12 protein-coding genes are annotated in these 17,019 nt (G+C 64.6%); 7 read left to right on the top strand and 5 right to left on the bottom strand.

The features are described 5' to 3' along the window. Positions 1 to 350: 350 nt before the first annotated feature. Entirely contained in the window at positions 351 to 911 is a 561-nt protein-coding gene (locus tag F3J45_RS23160) for a hypothetical protein (protein WP_167068485.1), read from the bottom strand. A gap of 582 nt (positions 912 to 1,493) precedes the next feature. Here F3J45_RS23160 and F3J45_RS23155 point away from each other — a divergent pair. From F3J45_RS23155 to yccS, 7 genes are all read left to right on the top strand, one after another. After that, positions 1,494 to 3,296 (top strand): acyl-CoA dehydrogenase, encoded by a 1,803-nt coding sequence (locus F3J45_RS23155; protein ID WP_167068482.1) that lies wholly within the window; start codon positions 1,494 to 1,496, stop codon positions 3,294 to 3,296. A 31-nt stretch (positions 3,297 to 3,327) separates the two neighbouring features. After that, on the top strand, positions 3,328 to 4,770 hold the full coding sequence (locus F3J45_RS23150; RefSeq protein ID WP_167068479.1) for a TldD/PmbA family protein: 1,443 nt from the start codon (positions 3,328 to 3,330) through the stop codon (positions 4,768 to 4,770). Then, entirely contained in the window at positions 4,770 to 6,089 is a 1,320-nt protein-coding gene (locus tag F3J45_RS23145) for a TldD/PmbA family protein (RefSeq protein WP_167068476.1), read from the top strand. The genes F3J45_RS23150 and F3J45_RS23145 overlap by 1 nt, the downstream gene beginning before the upstream one ends. A 76-nt stretch (positions 6,090 to 6,165) precedes the next feature. Then, positions 6,166 to 7,593, top strand: coding sequence for a multidrug transporter subunit MdtD (gene mdtD, locus F3J45_RS23140; RefSeq protein ID WP_167068473.1), 1,428 nt, complete (start codon positions 6,166 to 6,168; stop codon positions 7,591 to 7,593). A gap of 64 nt (positions 7,594 to 7,657) precedes the next feature. Beyond that, on the top strand, positions 7,658 to 9,043 hold the full coding sequence (gene dbpA / locus F3J45_RS23135) for an ATP-dependent RNA helicase DbpA (RefSeq protein WP_167068470.1): 1,386 nt from the start codon (positions 7,658 to 7,660) through the stop codon (positions 9,041 to 9,043). 155 nt (positions 9,044 to 9,198) lie between these two features. Beyond that, positions 9,199 to 10,380 carry an NAD(P)/FAD-dependent oxidoreductase gene (locus F3J45_RS23130; RefSeq protein WP_167068466.1) on the top strand — a complete coding sequence of 394 codons (1,182 nt, stop codon included), beginning with the start codon at positions 9,199 to 9,201 and terminating at the stop codon, positions 10,378 to 10,380. Between the two features lie 84 nt (positions 10,381 to 10,464). Next, complete coding sequence (yccS, locus tag F3J45_RS23125; protein ID WP_167068463.1) at positions 10,465 to 12,648, top strand: YccS family putative transporter; 2,184 nt, start codon at positions 10,465 to 10,467, stop codon at positions 12,646 to 12,648. Positions 12,649 to 12,754: 106 nt separating this feature from the next. On the opposite strand, the gene F3J45_RS23120 is transcribed toward yccS, so the two are convergent. The 4 genes from F3J45_RS23120 to fba all read right to left on the bottom strand — a co-directional run bounded on the left by F3J45_RS23120 (position 12,755) and on the right by fba (position 16,996). Further along, positions 12,755 to 13,051: a helix-turn-helix domain-containing protein gene (locus F3J45_RS23120; protein WP_167068460.1), complete on the bottom strand. Its 297-nt coding sequence runs from the start codon at positions 13,049 to 13,051 to the stop codon at positions 12,755 to 12,757. 11 nt (positions 13,052 to 13,062) lie between these two features. Continuing rightward, positions 13,063 to 13,563, bottom strand: a complete 501-nt coding sequence (locus F3J45_RS23115) for a M48 family metallopeptidase (RefSeq protein ID WP_167068457.1) — start codon at positions 13,561 to 13,563, stop codon at positions 13,063 to 13,065. Between the two features lie 38 nt (positions 13,564 to 13,601). Continuing rightward, positions 13,602 to 15,722, bottom strand: a complete 2,121-nt coding sequence (locus F3J45_RS23110; RefSeq protein ID WP_167068453.1) for a bifunctional diguanylate cyclase/phosphodiesterase — start codon at positions 15,720 to 15,722, stop codon at positions 13,602 to 13,604. A 209-nt stretch (positions 15,723 to 15,931) separates the two neighbouring features. After that, complete coding sequence (gene fba / locus F3J45_RS23105) at positions 15,932 to 16,996, bottom strand: class II fructose-bisphosphate aldolase (protein ID WP_008093958.1); 1,065 nt, start codon at positions 16,994 to 16,996, stop codon at positions 15,932 to 15,934. Positions 16,997 to 17,019: the final 23 nt, after the last annotated feature.

The following is a 17,019-nucleotide window of genomic DNA, read 5'->3' as shown; positions in this document are numbered from 1 at the left end:
GCGATATAGCGTCGTACAAACAAGACGGTCGCGCGCATCTGCCACAGGCGTTACTGGCCGGAAACAAACGTAGGAGCGAGCGCAGCTCGCGAAGCGCCGCGCGGGCGGCGCTCGATCTCACAGGCGCTAAAATCCCCAAGGCAGCCCCCAAGAACGCTCCCTGTCTGACCGCACAAGGACCGCGACCATGCCCGAGACTCTGCTCAACCCCCCGCAACCTCGCCTTCGAACTCTACGAAGCAGGCACCGCAGTGCATGGCACCGGCTGAGCCGGTGTTCGCGGGCAAGCCCGCTCCTACACGGGATGGCGGCGCGCTTGCGGGCAACGAGCCCGCACCATCAAGCTGCGCCTAATCGATACCCATCAGCAATCCCGCAAGCACTGCCAAAATCAGGCTGGGCCATATCAACAGGCCTAATGCCATCCACAGCCAATTAAAAACAGTAATCGCCGAATTTGCCTCCCCGCTAACATCCCCCTCAGAATAATTTATTGCGCGCTGCATGATCACCACGCACCAGACATTCAATACATCCAACAAAAAAAGCCCAATAATCGCAGCGTTAACGCTGGGTCCGTACAGACCGTGTTCTACATAAAAAGTAACTACGCAGCTGACAATAAAAACCAGAGTTATCGCGAGCGGCGACCACTGATACCTGCGCCCTGAACTACAAATCTTCTTATCCACACGCCTTAGCAACGAATAAACGAAAAAAGCGGCGAACAATGCACGAATCAGTGGTAGCACCCGCTCCCCAGTGTACCTTCGGTGCAGTACCCAGCTACGATGAAAGCAAAAAAGCCAATACCAACCAAATGTAAAAAAGCTGACGATCGCTACTTTCTTTAAAGACACCACAAAAAACTGCGACTGTTGAGTAGCCGGGGCCTTCTCTTGTTCAGACATTATTAGCAACCCTTGTGTTGTTTAGGGCTGCCATTGAACATCGGTGCCTGTTTAGGCGTATGCCATACGCTTCCGAGGGCAAAGTAAGAAAATTCCGATAGCCTTGCCCGCTTGAATCATGCACCGCCCAACGCCTAAGGAGTCGCGCAGAGCGACGGTAATGCCACCATTGCGCGTAGGGTTCTTCCCTGTGATTGCCCAAGGAGATTCTGCGCCTGTGAGATCGAGCGCCGCCCGCGCGGCGCTTCGCGAGCTACGCTCGCTCCTACGTTTGTTTCGGGCCAGTGGGTCCTGGGGGATTTGCGCGCGAACGCTTTGGCGCATGGCGCAATATCGCGTCGTACCAACAAGGCGGTCGCGCGCGTCTGCCACAGGCGTTACTGGCCGGAAACAAACGTAGGAGCGAGCGCAGCTCGCGATGCGCCGCGCGGGCGGCGCTCGATCTCACAGGCGCTAAAATCCCCAAGGCAGGCCCCAAAAACGCCTCCCCCCTTTCTAAACCCATATCACCCAAACCTATTAACCTCCCCGCCCCCCACCCAACCCCCTAGACTCGCTGCATCCCGCCCAAGGACCGCGACCATGCCCGAGACTCTGCTCAGCCCCCGCAACCTCGCCTTCGAACTCTACGAAGTCCTCGACGCCCAAGCGCTCACCCAGCGCCCACGCTTCGCCGAGCACAGCCGCGAAACCTTCGACGCCGCCCTGGCCACCGCACGCACCATCGCCGAAAAATTCTTCGCCCCGCACAACCGCAAGGCCGACGAAAACGAACCGCGGTATATGGATGGCCGCGCCGAACTGATTGCCGAAGTGAAGCCCGCTGTCGATGCCTTCCTCGAAGCCGGCTTCCTCAATGCCAACCGCGACTTCGAAGTGGGCGGCATGCAACTGCCCAGCCTCGTCTCGCAGGCCTGCTTCGCCCATTTCCAGGCAGCCAACGCCGGCACCACGGCCTACCCGTTCCTGACCATGGGCGCGGCCAACCTGATCGAAAGCTTTGGTAGCCCGGAACAGAAACGCCTGTACCTGCAACCGATGATCGAAGGCCGCTACTTCGGCACCATGGCCCTGACCGAACCCCATGCCGGCTCGTCGCTGGCCGACATCCGCACCCGTGCCGAACCGGCAGGCGATGGCAGCTACCGGCTCAAGGGCAACAAGATCTTCATCTCCGGCGGCGACCACGAACTGTCGGAAAATATCGTGCACATGGTGCTGGCCAAGCTGCCGGACGCACCCGCCGGGGTGAAAGGCATCTCGCTGTTCATCGTGCCCAAGTACCTGGTCAACGCAGACGGCAGCCGCGGCCCACGCAACGACGTGCTGCTGGCCGGGCTGTTCCACAAGATGGGCTGGCGCGGCACTACCTCCACCGCACTGAACTTCGGTGACAACGGCCAATGCGTCGGCTACCTGGTTGGCCAGCCACACCAGGGCCTGGCCTGCATGTTCCAGATGATGAACGAGGCGCGCATCGGTGTGGGCATGGGCGCCGTGATGCTGGGTTACGCCGGCTACCTCTACTCACTGGAATACGCCCGTCAGCGGCCGCAAGGCCGCCTGCCAGACAATAAAGACCCACACAGCCCGGGCGTGCCGATCATCGAGCACAGCGATGTGAAACGCATGCTGCTGGCGCAGAAGGCCTATGTCGAAGGCGCCTTCGACCTGGGCCTGTACGCCGCGCGGCTGTTCGACGATACCCACACCGCCAGTGCAGAAGCCGAGCGCAAACAGGCCCAGGAACTGCTCGACCTGCTGACGCCCATCGTCAAGTCCTGGCCTTCGGCCTTCTGCCTCAAGGCCAACGAACTGGCAATCCAGATCCTTGGCGGCCACGGCTACACCCGCGAATACCCGGTCGAGCAGTATTACCGCGACAACCGCCTGAACCCGATCCACGAAGGCACCGAGGGCATCCAGTCGCTCGACCTGCTGGGCCGCAAGCTTGCCCAGAACAACGGTGCCGGCCTCAAGCAACTGATCCGCCTGATTGCCACCACCGCCGAGCGTGCCAGCCATCACCCCGCCCTCGACCCACTGCGCCAGCCGCTGGAACAACTGGTCAACCGCCTGCAAAGCGTGACCTTGGCGCTGCTCGGTGACCTGGCCCAGGGCAAGGTCGCCGGCGCCCTGGCCAATTCGGCCCTGTACCTCAAGGCGTTCGGCCACTGCGTGATCGGCTGGCGCTGGCTGGAGCAGGCGGTTCACGCTGAGCTCGGCCTGTTGAAGGGCAACCCCGCCGACCGCGACTTCTACCTGGGCAAGCTGCAAGCCGCTCGTTATTTCCTGACCTGGGAAGTACCGGGCTGCCATAATGACCTGGCATTGCTAGAGGCACGCGACGACACCTGCCTCACCATGCAAGACGGGTGGTTCTAGGGGGAGCCACCGTGAAAACGGAGGCTTGCACATGTTCGATTCCAGCGCCCTGCTGCGCCAGCGCTTCAACGCGCTGCGCAGCACGGCCGAGTTGTTTTCCCTGCGCCATGTAAAACAGTCGCACCAGGCGCTGTCGGTGCGCCGCAATGTGGCCGAGCCACCCTTCTTCAGCCAGGACGAAGGCGCCATGCTCACGGTACGGGTCAACGGCGTGGAGGCCTACGCGGCCACTGCCGACCTGTCCCAGGCCGGCCTGCAACGGGCGCTGGAACAGGCCGAGGCACTGGCCCGGCAGATCGCCAGCTACAGCCTGCTCGACCTGCGCGGCCAACCCGTGACCGATGCCCGCCACGACCACATTTCGCCCAACTTCGACCAGCCGCTGCCCAACCTCGCCGACTGCCTGGGCTTGCTCGCCGCCGAATCGGCCAGCGTGCCCAAGGACAGCCGCCTGGTGGACTGGCAGGCCAGCCTGGGCCTGAGCCTGGTGGAGCAAACCTACCTGAACAGCGCGGGCGCCGAGCTGCGCCATGCCCAGTGCTTCCTGTTCCCCGGCCTGAGCGTCACCGCCAGCAACGGCCAGGACAGCCAGAGCCGCAGCCTGGGCCGCGACAACTTCGGCCAGCAGGGCGGTTTCGAGGTGATCGAACGCTGTGGCCTGGTCGGCGCCGCCCGCCAGGTCGCCGATGAGGCGCTGCAGCTGTTGCTGGCGCCAAATACGCCCAGCGGCCCGCGTGACCTGCTGCTGATGCCCGACCAGATGATGCTGCAGATCCATGAGTCCATCGGCCACCCGCTGGAGATGGACCGCATCCTCGGTGACGAGCGTAACTACGCCGGCACCAGCTTCGTCAAGGCCAGCGACTTCGGCCACCTGCAGTACGGCTCCACACAGCTCAACGTGACCTTCGACCCCACCATCGGCGAAGAGCTGGCCAGCTACAGCTTCGATGACGACGGCACAGCGGCCAGCAAGCAGTTCCTGATCCGCGATGGCCTGCTGCTGCGCCCGCTGGGCGGCGCGCTGTCGCAGTTCCGCTCGGGCCTGGACGGCGTTGCCAACAGCCGCGCCTGTGGCTGGAACCGCGCCCCGATCGACCGCATGGCCAACCTCAACATCGAACCGGGCGACCAGAGCCTGGAGCAACTGGTCGGCGGCATCGAGCACGGCATCCTGATGCGCACCAACCGTTCCTGGTCCATCGACGATGCGCGCAACAAGTTCCAGTTCGGCTGCGAATGGGGCCAGCTGATCGAGAACGGCGAGCTCAAGGGCATCGTCAAGAACCCCAATTACCGCGGCATCTCCGCGCAGTTCTGGCAAAACCTGGCGGCAGTCGGTGACCGCAGCACCTTCCAGGTGCTGGGCACGCCCAACTGCGGCAAGGGCGAACCCAACCAGGTGGTGCGGGTCGGGCACGCCTCGCCCGCCTGCGTGTTCCGCCAGATCGACGTATTCGGGGGAGACGCCTGATGAAACATGCATTCGAAGCCTTGGTAGGCGCCGTGCGCAGCGCCCTGCAGGCCGGTGAACAATTCACCCTCGGCTACAGCGCCGAGCACTCGCAGTTCGTGCGCTTCAACCACGCCCAGGTGCGCCAGGCCGGCGACGTGAGCCAAGCCAGCGCACAGCTGCGGCTGATCCGCGACAACCGCCAGGCAGAGCAGCAGGTGACCTTGAGTGGTGACGCCCCGCTCGACCACCAGCGCCTGCTCGATGCCCTGGCGCAACTGCGCCAGACCTTGCCGCTGCTGGCCGTCGACCCGTACTTGCGCCTGGACGAAAGCGCCTGGCAAAGCCACAGCCAGCAGGTGCAGCCGCTGCCCGAGCTGAGTGAAGTACTGGCCCTGCTCGACCGCGAAGCCGGCGACCTCGACCTGGTCGGGATCTACGCCGCCGGCCCGATCTGCCGGGGCTTTGCCAGCTCCTACGGGGCCTTGGGCTGGCACCAGGCCAACAGCTTCAACTTCGACTGGAGCCTGTTCCACAACAATGGCCAGGCGGTGAAGGCCAATTACGCCGGGCAGCAGTGGAGCGCCGCGGACTTCAGCGCCCGCTTGCGCCAGGCCCGGGAGCAGCTGGGCTATCTGGGCCGCCCGGCGGTCACCCTCAAGCCCGGCAGCTACCGCGCCTACCTGGCGCCAGCCGCCATGGACGAAATCGCCGGCATGCTGTGCTGGGGCGGTTTCTCCGCGCAGGCCCTGGCCACCGGCAACAGCGCGCTGCAGCGCCTGTACAGCGGCGATGCGCAGCTCAGCCCGCTGGTGAGCTTCACCGAGCAGGTCAGCGGCTCGCTGAGCCCGGCGTTTTCCGACGAAGGCTCGCCGCGCCTGGATGTACCGCTGATCCAGCAGGGCCAGGCACTGAAGCGGCTGATCAGCGCACGCAGCGCGGCGGAGTTCGCGCTGCTGGCCAATGGTGCCGACAGCTATGAGTCGCCCTGTGCGCTGAGCCTGGCGCCGGGCAGCCTTGCCACCGGGCAGATCCTGCAGCGGCTCGGCACCGGGCTGTATATCAGCAACCTGTGGTACCTGAACTACTCGGACTTGCCCGCTGCGCGCATGACCGGGCTGACCCGCTTTGCCACCTTCTGGGTGGAGAACGGCGAGATCCAGGGGCCGGTGAGCACCATGCGCTTTGACGACAGCCTATACAGCCTGCTGGGGAGCCAGCTGGAAGACCTGACCTGCGAGCGCGAGATGATCTTGTCTACCAGTACCTATGGGCAGCGCAGCACCGGGTCGAGTCATCTGCCGGGTGCGCTGGTCAAAGGCCTTACCCTGACATTGTGATTGGCATTTCCGGCCCTTTCGCTGTAGGCGCGGGCTTGCCCCGCGAAAGGGCCGGCACAGGCAAAAAGAGGAAGCCATGCCCGACCGAGCACCGCTTGACCCCACCACCGCCCGTTGGCTGCCCTGGGTGGTGGCCATCGCCTTCTTCATGCAGTCCCTGGACGGCACCATCCTCAACACCGCCCTGCCCGCCATGGCCCGCTCGCTTGCCGAAGACCCGCTGCGCATGCAGGGCGTGGTGATCGCCTACATGCTCACCGTGGCGCTGCTGATACCGGCCTCGGGCTGGATCGCCGACCGCTTCGGCACCAAGCGCATTTTCTTCAGCGCCATCTTGCTGTTCAGCTTCGGCTCGCTGCTGTGCGCCGCCGCCAACAGCCTCGTGTTCCTGATCTTCGCGCGTGTGATCCAGGGCCTGGGCGGCGCGCTGATGCTGCCCGTCGGGCGGCTGGTGGTGCTGCGCGCCTACCCGCGCAGCGAGCTGGTGCGGGTGATGAGCTTCATCACCATCCCCGGCCTGCTCGGCCCGCTGCTGGGCCCGACCCTGGGCGGCTGGCTGGTGGAAATCCTTAGCTGGCACTGGATTTTCCTGCTCAACCTGCCGGTCGGCGCCCTGGGCTGCTACGCGGTGTGGAAGTTCATCCCCGACCTGCGCGGCGCCGAGCGCACCAGCTTCGACGGCCCGGGCTTCGTCCTGTTCGGCGCGGCCATGGTGCTGATCACCATCGCCATGGAGGGGTTGGGCGAGCTGCACCTGCCGCACCTGCGGGTCATGTTGCTGCTGTTTGCCGGCATGGCCTGCCTGGCCGCCTACTGGCTGCGTGCCGGGCGCGACCCGGAGCCGCTGTTCTCGCCCAGCCTGTTCCGCGTGCGCACCTTCGCCATCGGCATCCTCGGCAACCTGTTCTCGCGCCTGGGCAGCGGCGCCCTGCCGTTCCTGGTGCCATTGCTGCTGCAGGTAGCGCTGGGCTATTCACCGGCCCAGGCCGGCATGAGCATGATCCCGCTGGCGGCCTCGGCGATGGTCGCCAAGTCCGTGGCCCGGCCGTTGATCGAACGCCTGGGCTACCGCATCGTGCTCACCGGCAACACCTTGCTGCTGGGGCTGTTGCTGGCAAGCCTGGGGCTGGTCGATGAGCAAACCCCGTATGCCCTGCTGCTGGTGCAGCTGGCGCTGCTCGGTGCGGTCAACTCGATGCAGTTCACGGCCATGAACACGGTGACCCTGATCGACCTCGACGATGCCAGCGCCAGCAGCGGCAACAGCCTGCTGTCGGTGGTTGCGCAACTGTCGTTGAGCCTGGGCGTGGCCTGCGCCGGGGCCTTGCTTGGCGGCTTCACCGCCGCTGGCAGCGCCGAGGGCGTGGAAACCACCTTGGGTGCGTTCCAGCTGACGTTCGTCACCATCGGCGTCATGGCCATGTTGGCGGCGGCGATCTTCCTGCAGCTGTCGCCGACGGACGGAAGGCGTGCCCGTCGTCCGGAACAACACATGGAGTCGTAGGGCGAATGGCCATGAGGCTGGTAGACTGTGCGGCATTTTTCGCTTCGCACCGCAGGCCCGCCTCGTGACCACCGAATCCACCGCCTTTGCCTCCCTGCCGCTGTCCGCCGCCATGCTGGCCAACCTGGACGCCCTCGGCTATGCCTCGATGACGCCAATCCAGGCCCAGAGCCTGCCCGTCATCCTGCGCGGCCAGGACCTGATCGCCCAGGCCAAGACCGGCAGCGGCAAGACCGCCGCCTTCGGCATCGGCCTGCTCAACCCGATCAACCCGCGCTACTTCGGCTGCCAGGCCCTGGTGCTGTGCCCCACCCGCGAGCTTGCCGACCAGGTGGCCAAGGAACTGCGCCGCCTGGCCCGTGCCGAGGACAACATCAAGATCCTCACCCTGTGCGGCGGCGTGTCGCTGGGCCCGCAGATCGCTTCGCTGGAGCATGGCGCGCACATCATCGTCGGCACCCCTGGGCGTATCCAGCAGCACCTGGACAAAGGCACCCTGGTGCTCGATGGCCTGAACACCCTGATCCTCGACGAAGCCGACCGCATGCTCGACATGGGCTTCTTCGACGCCATCGCCAGCATCATTGGCAAAACCCCTTCGCGTCGCCAGACCTTGCTGTTCTCGGCCACCTACCCGGCCGGCATCGAGCAACTGGCCGCCGATTTCATGCGCAAGCCGCAGCAGGTGAAGGTCGAGAGCCTGCACGCCGACAACCAGATCGAGCAGCGCTTCATCGAGATCGACCCGCAGCAGCGCCTGGACGCCGTGACCCGCGTGCTCGGCCACTACCGCCCGCAGTCCTGCGTGGCCTTCTGCTTCACCAAGCAGCAGTGCGAGGACGTGGTTGCCCACCTGACCGCCAAGGGCATCGTCGCCCAGGCCCTGCATGGCGACCTGGAACAGCGCGACCGCGACCAGGTGCTGACCATGTTCGCCAACCGCAGCAGCTCGGTATTGGTGGCCACCGACGTGGCCGCCCGCGGCCTGGATATCGATGGCCTGGACATGGTCATCAACGTGGAACTGGCGCGTGATGCCGAGATCCACGTACACCGCGTGGGCCGCACCGGCCGGGCCGGCGAAAAAGGCATCGCGGTGAGCCTGGTGGCGCCAGCCGAAGGCCACCGTGCCCAGGCCATCGAGGCCCTGCAGAAAAGCCCGCTGCGCTGGGACCAGCTGGACAGCCTGAAGAACAAGGGTGGCGAGCCGCTGCTGCCGCTGATGAGCACCCTGTGCATCGCGGCCGGGCGCAAGGACAAGTTGCGCCCGGGCGATATCCTCGGCGCGCTGACCGGCGATGCCGGCATTCCGGGCAAGCAGGTGGGCAAGATCGCGATTTTCGACTTCCAGGCGTTCGTGGCCGTCGAACGGCCGCTGGCCAAGCAGGCCATGCAGCGCTTGAACAGCGGCAAGATCAAGGGCCGGTCCCTGAAAGTTCGTATCGTCTGAACCCTTTTGGGGCCGCTTTGCGGCCCAATCGCGACATGCGGTCGCTCCTACCAGGGATCGCGTAGCGCCCAATGCGGGCCGCGCAATTCCGGTAGGAGCGACCGCAGGTCGCGATTGGGCTGCAGAGCAGCCCCGGCAATCTATGAGGTAACACCGTGCACTCCACCGACGTGATCATCCTCGGCGCCGGCGCCGCCGGCCTGATGTGCGCCCAGCTCAGCGCGCGCCGTGGCCGCCGGGTGCTGCTGCTCGACCACGCCAACAAGCCCGGCAAGAAAATCCTCATGTCGGGCGGCGGACGCTGCAACTTCACCAACATGTACACCGAGCCTGCCAATTTCCTGTCGCAGAACGCGCATTTCTGCAAGTCGGCACTGGCCCGCTACACCCAGTGGGACTTCATCGAGCTGGTGGCCAAGCACTGTGTGCCCTACCACGAGAAGAAGCTCGGCCAGCTGTTCTGCGACAACAAGGCCAGTGACATCCTCGACATGCTCCTGGCCGAATGCGCCGACGCCGGCGCCGAAATCCGCATGAGCACCAGCATCGAGCACATCGAGAAAACCGAAACCGGCTACCTGCTGCAAACCAGTGCAGGCCCCTTCGCCTGCCAATCGCTGGTGATCGCCACCGGCGGCCTGTCGATTCCAACCCTGGGCGCCACCGGCTTCGGCTACCAGGTGGCGCGCCAGTTTGGGCATGCCTTGCTGCCCACCCGCGCCGGTTTGGTGCCGTTCACCATCACCGAGCCCCAACTCAAGGCATTGTGCACCGAGCTGTCGGGCACCTCGCTGGACTGCACCGCCAGCTGCAACGGCACCAGCTTCCGCGAAAACCTGCTGTTTACCCACCGCGGCCTCAGTGGCCCGGCGATCCTGCAGATTTCCTCGTTCTGGGAAGCTGGCGACACGGTGGAGATCAACCTGCTGCCCGACCGCGATGCCTTGCACTGGCTGCAACAGGTGCAGGCAGAGCGCGCCAACGCCGAGCTCAAGACGGTATTGGCCGAGGTATTCACCCGCAAGCTGGCCAACCTGCTGGCCGAGCAGTGGTTCGAATCCAGGCCGATGAAGCAGTACACCCCGGCAGAATTGGCGCAGATCGCCGAAAAACTGGCGAACTGGCAGGTGGTGCCGGCCGGCACCGAAGGCTACCGTACCGCTGAAGTGACCCTGGGTGGCGTAGACACCCGCGAAGTGTCGTCCAAGACCATGGAATCGCTGAAAAGCACAGGCCTGTACTTCATCGGCGAGGTGCTGGATGTGACCGGGCATCTGGGCGGCTTCAACTTCCAGTGGGCCTGGGCCTCTGCCAACGCCGCAGCGCAGTTCGTGTAGGGTAGAATCCATTCAGCAGCACGGAACGCTTCTTGCTGGGCCGTGCTGCAATGCATTCTTTCGATCACTGCCTAGCAGGCCATCATGTCATCGAGCTCGTTACGTCAGTCACTGCGTCGCCTGTGGGGCCAAGACAAGTTCAGCTACAGCATCCGGGTTACCCTTGCCCTCACCGGCAGCCTGGCCCTGTGCTGGTACCAGAACGAGATGGCCCTGCTGATTCCGCTGTTCCTCGGCATCATCGCCAGCGCCCTGGCCGAGACCGACGACAGCTGGCAAGGCCGCCTCAGCGCCTTGGCCGTCACCCTGGTGTGTTTCGCCATTGCCGCGCTGGCGGTGGAGTTGCTGTTCCCCTACCCCTGGATCTTCGCCATCGCCTTGGCCCTGGCGGCATTCGGCCTGACCATGCTCGGCGCACTGGGCGAGCGCTACGGGGCGATCGCCTCGGCGACGCTGATTACCGCCGTGTACACCATGATCGGCGTGGACCAGCGCGGCGGCCTGGTGACCGATTTCTGGCACGAACCGATGCTGCTGGTGGCCGGTGCGGCCTGGTACGGCCTGCTCTCGGTGCTGTGGCAGGCGCTGTTTTCCAACCAGCCGGTGCAACAGAGCCTGGCCAAGCTGTTCTTCGAGCTGGGCAGCTACCTCAAGCTCAAGGCGGCGCTGTTCGAGCCGATCCGCACCCTCGATGTCGAAGCCCAGCGCCTGGCCTTGGCGCGGCAGAACGGCAAAGTGGTGGCGGCGCTCAATGCGGCCAAGGAAATCATCCTGCACCGGGTGGGCAACAGCCAGCCGAACTCCAAGGTCAGCCGCTACCTGAAGCTGTACTTCCTGGCCCAGGATATCCACGAGCGGGTCAGCGCCTCGCACTACCCGTACAACGCCCTGAGCGAGGCGTTCTTCCACAGCGACGTGATGTTCCGCTGCCAACGCCTGCTGCGCAAGCAAGGCTCGTCCTGCCAGGAACTGGCCCGGTCGATCCGCCTGCGCCAGCCCTTCGTCCTGGCCAGCGGTTTCGCCGAAGCCCTGGAAGACCTCAACGCCTCGCTGGAGCACCTGCGCATCCAAAGCAACCCAGCCTGGCGCAGCCTGTTGCGCTCGCTGCGGGCATTGGCCGCCAACCTGGCGACCCTCGACCGCCTGCTCAGCGCCGCAAGCAACCCCGACAGCCTGGCCGATGCCAGCGACAGCAGCCTGCTCGACCGCTCGCCGCGCAACCTGAAAGACGTGTGGACGCGCCTGCGCACCCAACTGACGCCAACCTCGCTGCTGTTTCGCCATGCCCTGCGCCTACCGCTGGCGCTGTCGATCGGCTACGGCATGGTGCACCTGATCCACCCCACCCAAGGCTACTGGATCATCCTCACCACGCTGTTCGTCTGCCAGCCCAACTATGGCGCCACCCGGCGCAAGCTGGTGCAGCGGATCATCGGCACGGCCATCGGCCTGACCGTGGGTTGGGCGCTGTTCGACCTGTTCCCCAACCCGGTCATCCAGTCGCTGTTCGCGGTGGCCGCCGGGGTGGTGTTCTTCGTCAACCGCACCACCCGCTACACCCTGGCCACAGCAGCGATCACCCTGATGGTGCTGTTCTGCTTCAACCAAATCGGCGATGGCTATGGCCTGTTCCTGCCGCGCCTGTTCGATACCTTGGTGGGCAGCCTGATCGCCATCCTGGCAGTGTTCCTGTTCCTGCCCGACTGGCAGGGCCGGCGGTTGAACAAGGCGCTGGCCAACACCCTGGCCTGCGCCAGCGTGTACCTGCGCCAGATCATGCAGCAGTACGCCCATGGCAAGCGCGACGACCTGGCCTACCGCCTGGCCCGGCGCAACGCCCACAACGCCGACGCGGCGCTGTCGACCACGCTGGCCAACATGCTCATGGAGCCTGGGCACTTTCGCAAGGAAGCCGATGTGGGGTTCCGCTTCCTGGTGTTGTCGCACACCTTGCTCAGCTACCTGTCTGGGCTGGGCGCGCACCGCGACACGGCCTTGCCGGCCGAGGTACAGGAGCAGTTGATCGAGGGTGCCGGGCAGCGCGTGGCCAGCAGCCTGGATGAAATCGCCAATGGGCTGGCGGCGCGCTTGCCGGTGGCGATCCACAGTGACGAGGAAGAAGCGCTGGCCAATGCGCTGGAGCAGATGCCCGAAGAGCTGGATGAGCATCAGCGTTTGGTGCAAACACAGTTGGCGCTGATTTGCCGGCAGCTGGGGCCGTTGCGAACCCTGGCGGCGCATTTGGTCAAGGAATCGCCGGCGACGTGAGGATTCCTGGGCGGGCCCTATCGCGAGCTGCGCTCGCTCCTACCAGGGTGGTGTTGGCCTTGGGAATGTAGGAGCGAGCGCAGCTCGCGATGCGCCGCCGCGTGCCTCAAGGGTACCCGAGCACTGTCTTGATCTGGCGCAGGTGCTGGATGATCCACTGCTTGTCGATCGCGCCCCAGTCATGGATGCGGTACTGCCCGGCATGGTTGCGCGCGCCGTCCTGCTGTTCGAACTGGCAGACGATGTCCAGGTCCGCCAGCGCGGCGATGGTGTCCTGCGCCGTGCGCCGTGGCATGCCGGTGGCCTCCATCAGCGCCGGTACACTGGTGGCGGTCTGGCTGTCGATCAGCCAGGCCACATAGAGGCGGCGGTAGAAACTGCTCTTGGTCTTGCTCACATCCATGCTGCGGGTCCTTACAGGTTGCCTGGCAACTCCCGGTAGGTCAGGTAGACGCGCAGGTCGAATTCCAGTTGGTGGTAGGCCGGTTCCATGTGCTGGCAAAGCTGGTAGAACGCCTTGCTGTGGTCGCGCTCGCGCAGGTGCGCAAGCTCATGCACCACGATCATGCGCAGGAACTCCGGCGCCGCCTCCTTGAACAGCGAGGCAATACGGATTTCCTTCTTCGCCTTGAGCTTGCCGCCCTGCACCCGCGATACCGCGGTGTTCAGCCCCAGGGCCCGGTGGGTGAGGTCCAGCCGGTTGTCGAACAGCACCTTGTCGAGGTTCGGCGCACTGCGCAGGTACTGCTGGCGCAAGTCCTGGGCATAGCCGTACAGCGCCTTGTCGTTCTGCACGGCATGGCGGCCGGGGTAACGGCGCTGCAGGTACTCGCCCAGGCGGTCGCTGTCGATCATCTGCCGCACCTGCTCCTGCAGGTGCGGCGGGTAAGCTTGCAAATAGCGTAGTTCGGTCATGGCACGGCTTCGGTGTAACGAATGCCGATTCTAGCCAATCATGGCCGTGGCCAGGAATAATTCGCCGGGAAGCCGCTGGCATCATTGGCGGTCATCGGGTAGGCCACCAGGAAGCCCTGCACGTATTCACACCCGTTGGCCTTGAGCCACGCAGCCTGGGCCGGGGTTTCCACGCCTTCGGCAATGACCGTGATGCGGTAGTCGGCGCACAGGCTGATCACGCTGCGCACCAACGCGGCATCGGCGGCTGAGTCCGGCAAGCGCGCCACCAGGTGGCGGTCCAGCTTCACCGTATCGATCGGCAGGTCGCGCAGCATGCGCAACGAGCAGTCACCGGCGCCGAAGTCGTCCAGGGCCACGCGCACGCCCAGCTCGCGCAGGCGGTGAATCTGCTTGATGGCCGCGTCGATGTTGTACATCAGCGAGGTTTCGGCCACCTCCACCTCCAGCTGCGAGGGAATCAGCTGGTCGTCCTGAATCACCCGCTGCAGCTCGTCGACCAAACCGGGCATGGTGAACTGCGCCCGGCTCAGGCTGATGCCCAGCACCAGGTCCGCGCCGAAGCGCTGGCTCCAGGCCTGGCGCTGGGCGGCGCCCTGGCGGTAGATCCAGCTGGCCAGGCGGTTGATCAGGCGCGCTTCCTCCAGCAATGGAATGAACAGCCCGGGCGGCACATCGCCGACGCTGGGGTGCTGCCAACGCAACAGCGCCTCGAAGCCGCGCAGCTTGCCATCGGCGAACGCCACCTGGGGTTGGTACACCAGGGTGAAATCCTGCGCCTCGATGGCATTGCGCACGCTGTCTTCGAGCATCAGGCGCGAACGCGCCCGGCCATTGAGTTCCTGGTCGTAGAAACGGTACTGCTGGCGGCCGGCTTGCTTGGCCGCATACATGGCAGTGTCGGCGGCGCTCAGCAAGCCTTCCACATTGGCCCCGCAATCGGGGTAGGTGGCAATCCCGATACTCACGCCCAGGCACACGTCGAGCCCTTCGATCTGCTGCTGGATCGACACACGTTCGAGTAATTTCTCTGCATAACGCCCGGCCTGTTCCGGGTACGGCAAACCGTCGAACAGGGCGGTGAATTCATCACCGCCCATGCGCGCCAGCAGGGCCTCGCTGCCCAGGCAGTCCTTGATCTGCTCGGCCACCCAGCGCAGCACCCGGTCGCCGGCTTCGTGGCCGAGCGAGTCGTTGATCCGCTTGAAGCCGTCCAGGTCCATGTACATCAAGGCCTGGGCCTTGTCCGAGCGCTCGCTGCGCAGCAATGCGCCCTCGGCGGCCTGGTAGAAACCGCGGCGGTTGAGCAGCCCGGTCAGCGGGTCGGTGACCGCCTGGTATTCGAGTTGCTGGTGCAGGTTGCGCTCCACCGACATGTCCAGCACCGTAACCACCATGGCCTGCTGCTCCGCCGGCAACGGTGCGCAGGACAGGGCCACCGGCACCAGTTGGCCACCCGGGGTGCGCAGGTGCGCGTCGTGCACGCGCACGATCTGGCGCGCCAGGTAGGCGCTATGGAACTCCGACTCGGTCCACAGGGTGGCATTGGCCAGCTGCAGCAGGCTCAGCAACGGGGCGCCCTGCAGTTGCTCGACCGGGGTCTTGAGCAAGCGCGAAATCGCCGGGTTGGCAAAACTGATAAGCCCCTCGGCGCCGACCACCAGAATGCCTTCGGCGGCATTTTCCAGAATCGAGGCATTGAACGCGCGGGCGGCTTCCAGCTCACGGGTCAGGCGCTGCAGCATGCGTTTGTTGCGCTGCTGGTCAAGCTGCGCCTGCACCTTGGGCTTGAGGATCTGCGGGTCGAACGGTTTGAACAGGTAGTCCACCGCGCCACTGGCGTAGCCCTTGAGCACGGCGGCGTCGGACTGCTCGTTGGCGGTGAGGAAGATGATGGGGGTAAGCCGGGTACGCTGGCTGCCGCGCATCAGGCGGGCCACCTCGAAACCGTCCATCTCCGGCATCTGCACATCCAGCAGCACCAGATCGACATCGTGTTCGAGCAAGGTGCCCAGGGCTTCGGTCCCGGAGCTTGCCGTCAGCACCTGCCAATCATTGCGCGCCAGCAGGGCGCGCATGCTGATCAGGTTTTCCGGGTAGTCGTCTACCACCAGGAGAACCGACTTGCCATCCAATGGTTGAGGGTAAGCGCCATCCATGCTGCTTCTCTTGTTTGACCAGCATCAACTTTTGATTGGATCCGATTAAATACTCTAGCCTCGGGGATGCAACATTCAATGCAATCAGAACGCTATCAGTGAATAAGTATCACGTTAGCCGACTAATGGTTCCCCTGCAGGGAATTCAACCTGAATTCCGCGCATAAAAAAACCCGCATCGCTGCGGGTTTTCTGGCTTTGACGGCCTGTTAGTTGACCTTGGCGGCCAACTCACCTTTCAGGTAACGCTGGAACATGCCTTCCAGGGAGATCGGCTTGATCTTCGAGGCATTGCCGGCGGTGCCGAAGGCTTCGTAACGGGCGATGCACACGTCGCGCATGGCCTTCACGGTTTCACCGAAGAACTTGCGCGGGTCGAACTCGCTTGGGTTCTGTGCCATCAGGCGGCGCATGGCACCGGTGGAGGCCAGGCGCAGGTCGGTGTCGATGTTGACCTTGCGCACGCCGTGCTTAATGCCTTCGACGATTTCTTCAACCGGTACGCCGTAGGTTTCCTTGATGTCGCCGCCGTACTGGTTGATGATCGCCAGCCACTCTTGCGGAACCGAGGAAGAACCGTGCATCACCAGGTGGGTGTTGGGGATGCGCTTGTGGATTTCCTTGATGCGGTCGATGGCCAGCACGTCGCCGGTAGGCGGCTTGGTGAACTTGTAGGCGCCGTGGCTGGTGCCGATGGCGATGGCCAGGGCGTCGACCTGGGTCTTCTTGACGAAGTCGGCGGCCTCTTCCGGGTCGGTCAGCATCTGGCTGTGGTCCAACACGCCTTCGGCGCCGATACCGTCTTCTTCACCGGCCATGCCGGTTTCCAGCGAACCCAGGCAGCCCAGCTCGCCCTCTACCGATACGCCGCAGGCGTGGGCCATGGCCACGGTCTGCTGGGTAACGCGCACGTTGTACTCGTAGTCGGTCGGGGTCTTGCCGTCTTCACCCAGCGAGCCGTCCATCATGACCGAGCTGAAGCCCAGCTGGATCGAGCGCTGGCAGACGTCCGGGCTGGTGCCGTGGTCCTGGTGCATGCACACCGGAATGTGCGGGAATTCTTCGATGGCAGCCAGGATCAGGTGGCGCAGGAAAGGGGCACCGGCGTACTTGCGGGCGCCGGCCGAAGCCTGGACGATCACCGGGGAGTCGGTCTTGTCGGCCGCTTCCATGATGGCGCGCATCTGTTCGAGGTTGTTGACGTTGAAAGCCGGAACGCCGTAACCGAACTCGGCGGCGTGGTCCAGCATCTGGCGCATGCTAATGAGTGCCATTGTGTATCTCTCTCCCGACAAGC

Origin of the sequence: Pantoea sp. Ap-967, assembly GCF_011752565.1 — a bacterium.
Taxonomy (GTDB): Bacteria; Pseudomonadota; Gammaproteobacteria; order Pseudomonadales; family Pseudomonadaceae; genus Aquipseudomonas.
This window is presented reverse-complemented; position numbering and strand designations above follow the sequence as displayed.

Coding starts and splice junctions, on each gene's coding strand:
- F3J45_RS23160 (WP_167068485.1), bottom strand. CDS start 911: ATGTCTGAACAAGAGAAGGCCCCGGCTACTCAACAGTCGCAGTTTTTT.
- F3J45_RS23155 (WP_167068482.1), top strand. CDS start 1,494: ATGCCCGAGACTCTGCTCAGCCCCCGCAACCTCGCCTTCGAACTCTAC.
- F3J45_RS23150 (WP_167068479.1), top strand. CDS start 3,328: ATGTTCGATTCCAGCGCCCTGCTGCGCCAGCGCTTCAACGCGCTGCGC.
- F3J45_RS23145 (WP_167068476.1), top strand. CDS start 4,770: ATGAAACATGCATTCGAAGCCTTGGTAGGCGCCGTGCGCAGCGCCCTG.
- mdtD (WP_167068473.1), top strand. CDS start 6,166: ATGCCCGACCGAGCACCGCTTGACCCCACCACCGCCCGTTGGCTGCCC.
- yccS (WP_167068463.1), top strand. CDS start 10,465: ATGTCATCGAGCTCGTTACGTCAGTCACTGCGTCGCCTGTGGGGCCAA.
- F3J45_RS23120 (WP_167068460.1), bottom strand. CDS start 13,051: ATGGATGTGAGCAAGACCAAGAGCAGTTTCTACCGCCGCCTCTATGTG.
- F3J45_RS23115 (WP_167068457.1), bottom strand. CDS start 13,563: ATGACCGAACTACGCTATTTGCAAGCTTACCCGCCGCACCTGCAGGAG.
- F3J45_RS23110 (WP_167068453.1), bottom strand. CDS start 15,722: ATGGATGGCGCTTACCCTCAACCATTGGATGGCAAGTCGGTTCTCCTG.
- fba (WP_008093958.1), bottom strand. CDS start 16,996: ATGGCACTCATTAGCATGCGCCAGATGCTGGACCACGCCGCCGAGTTC.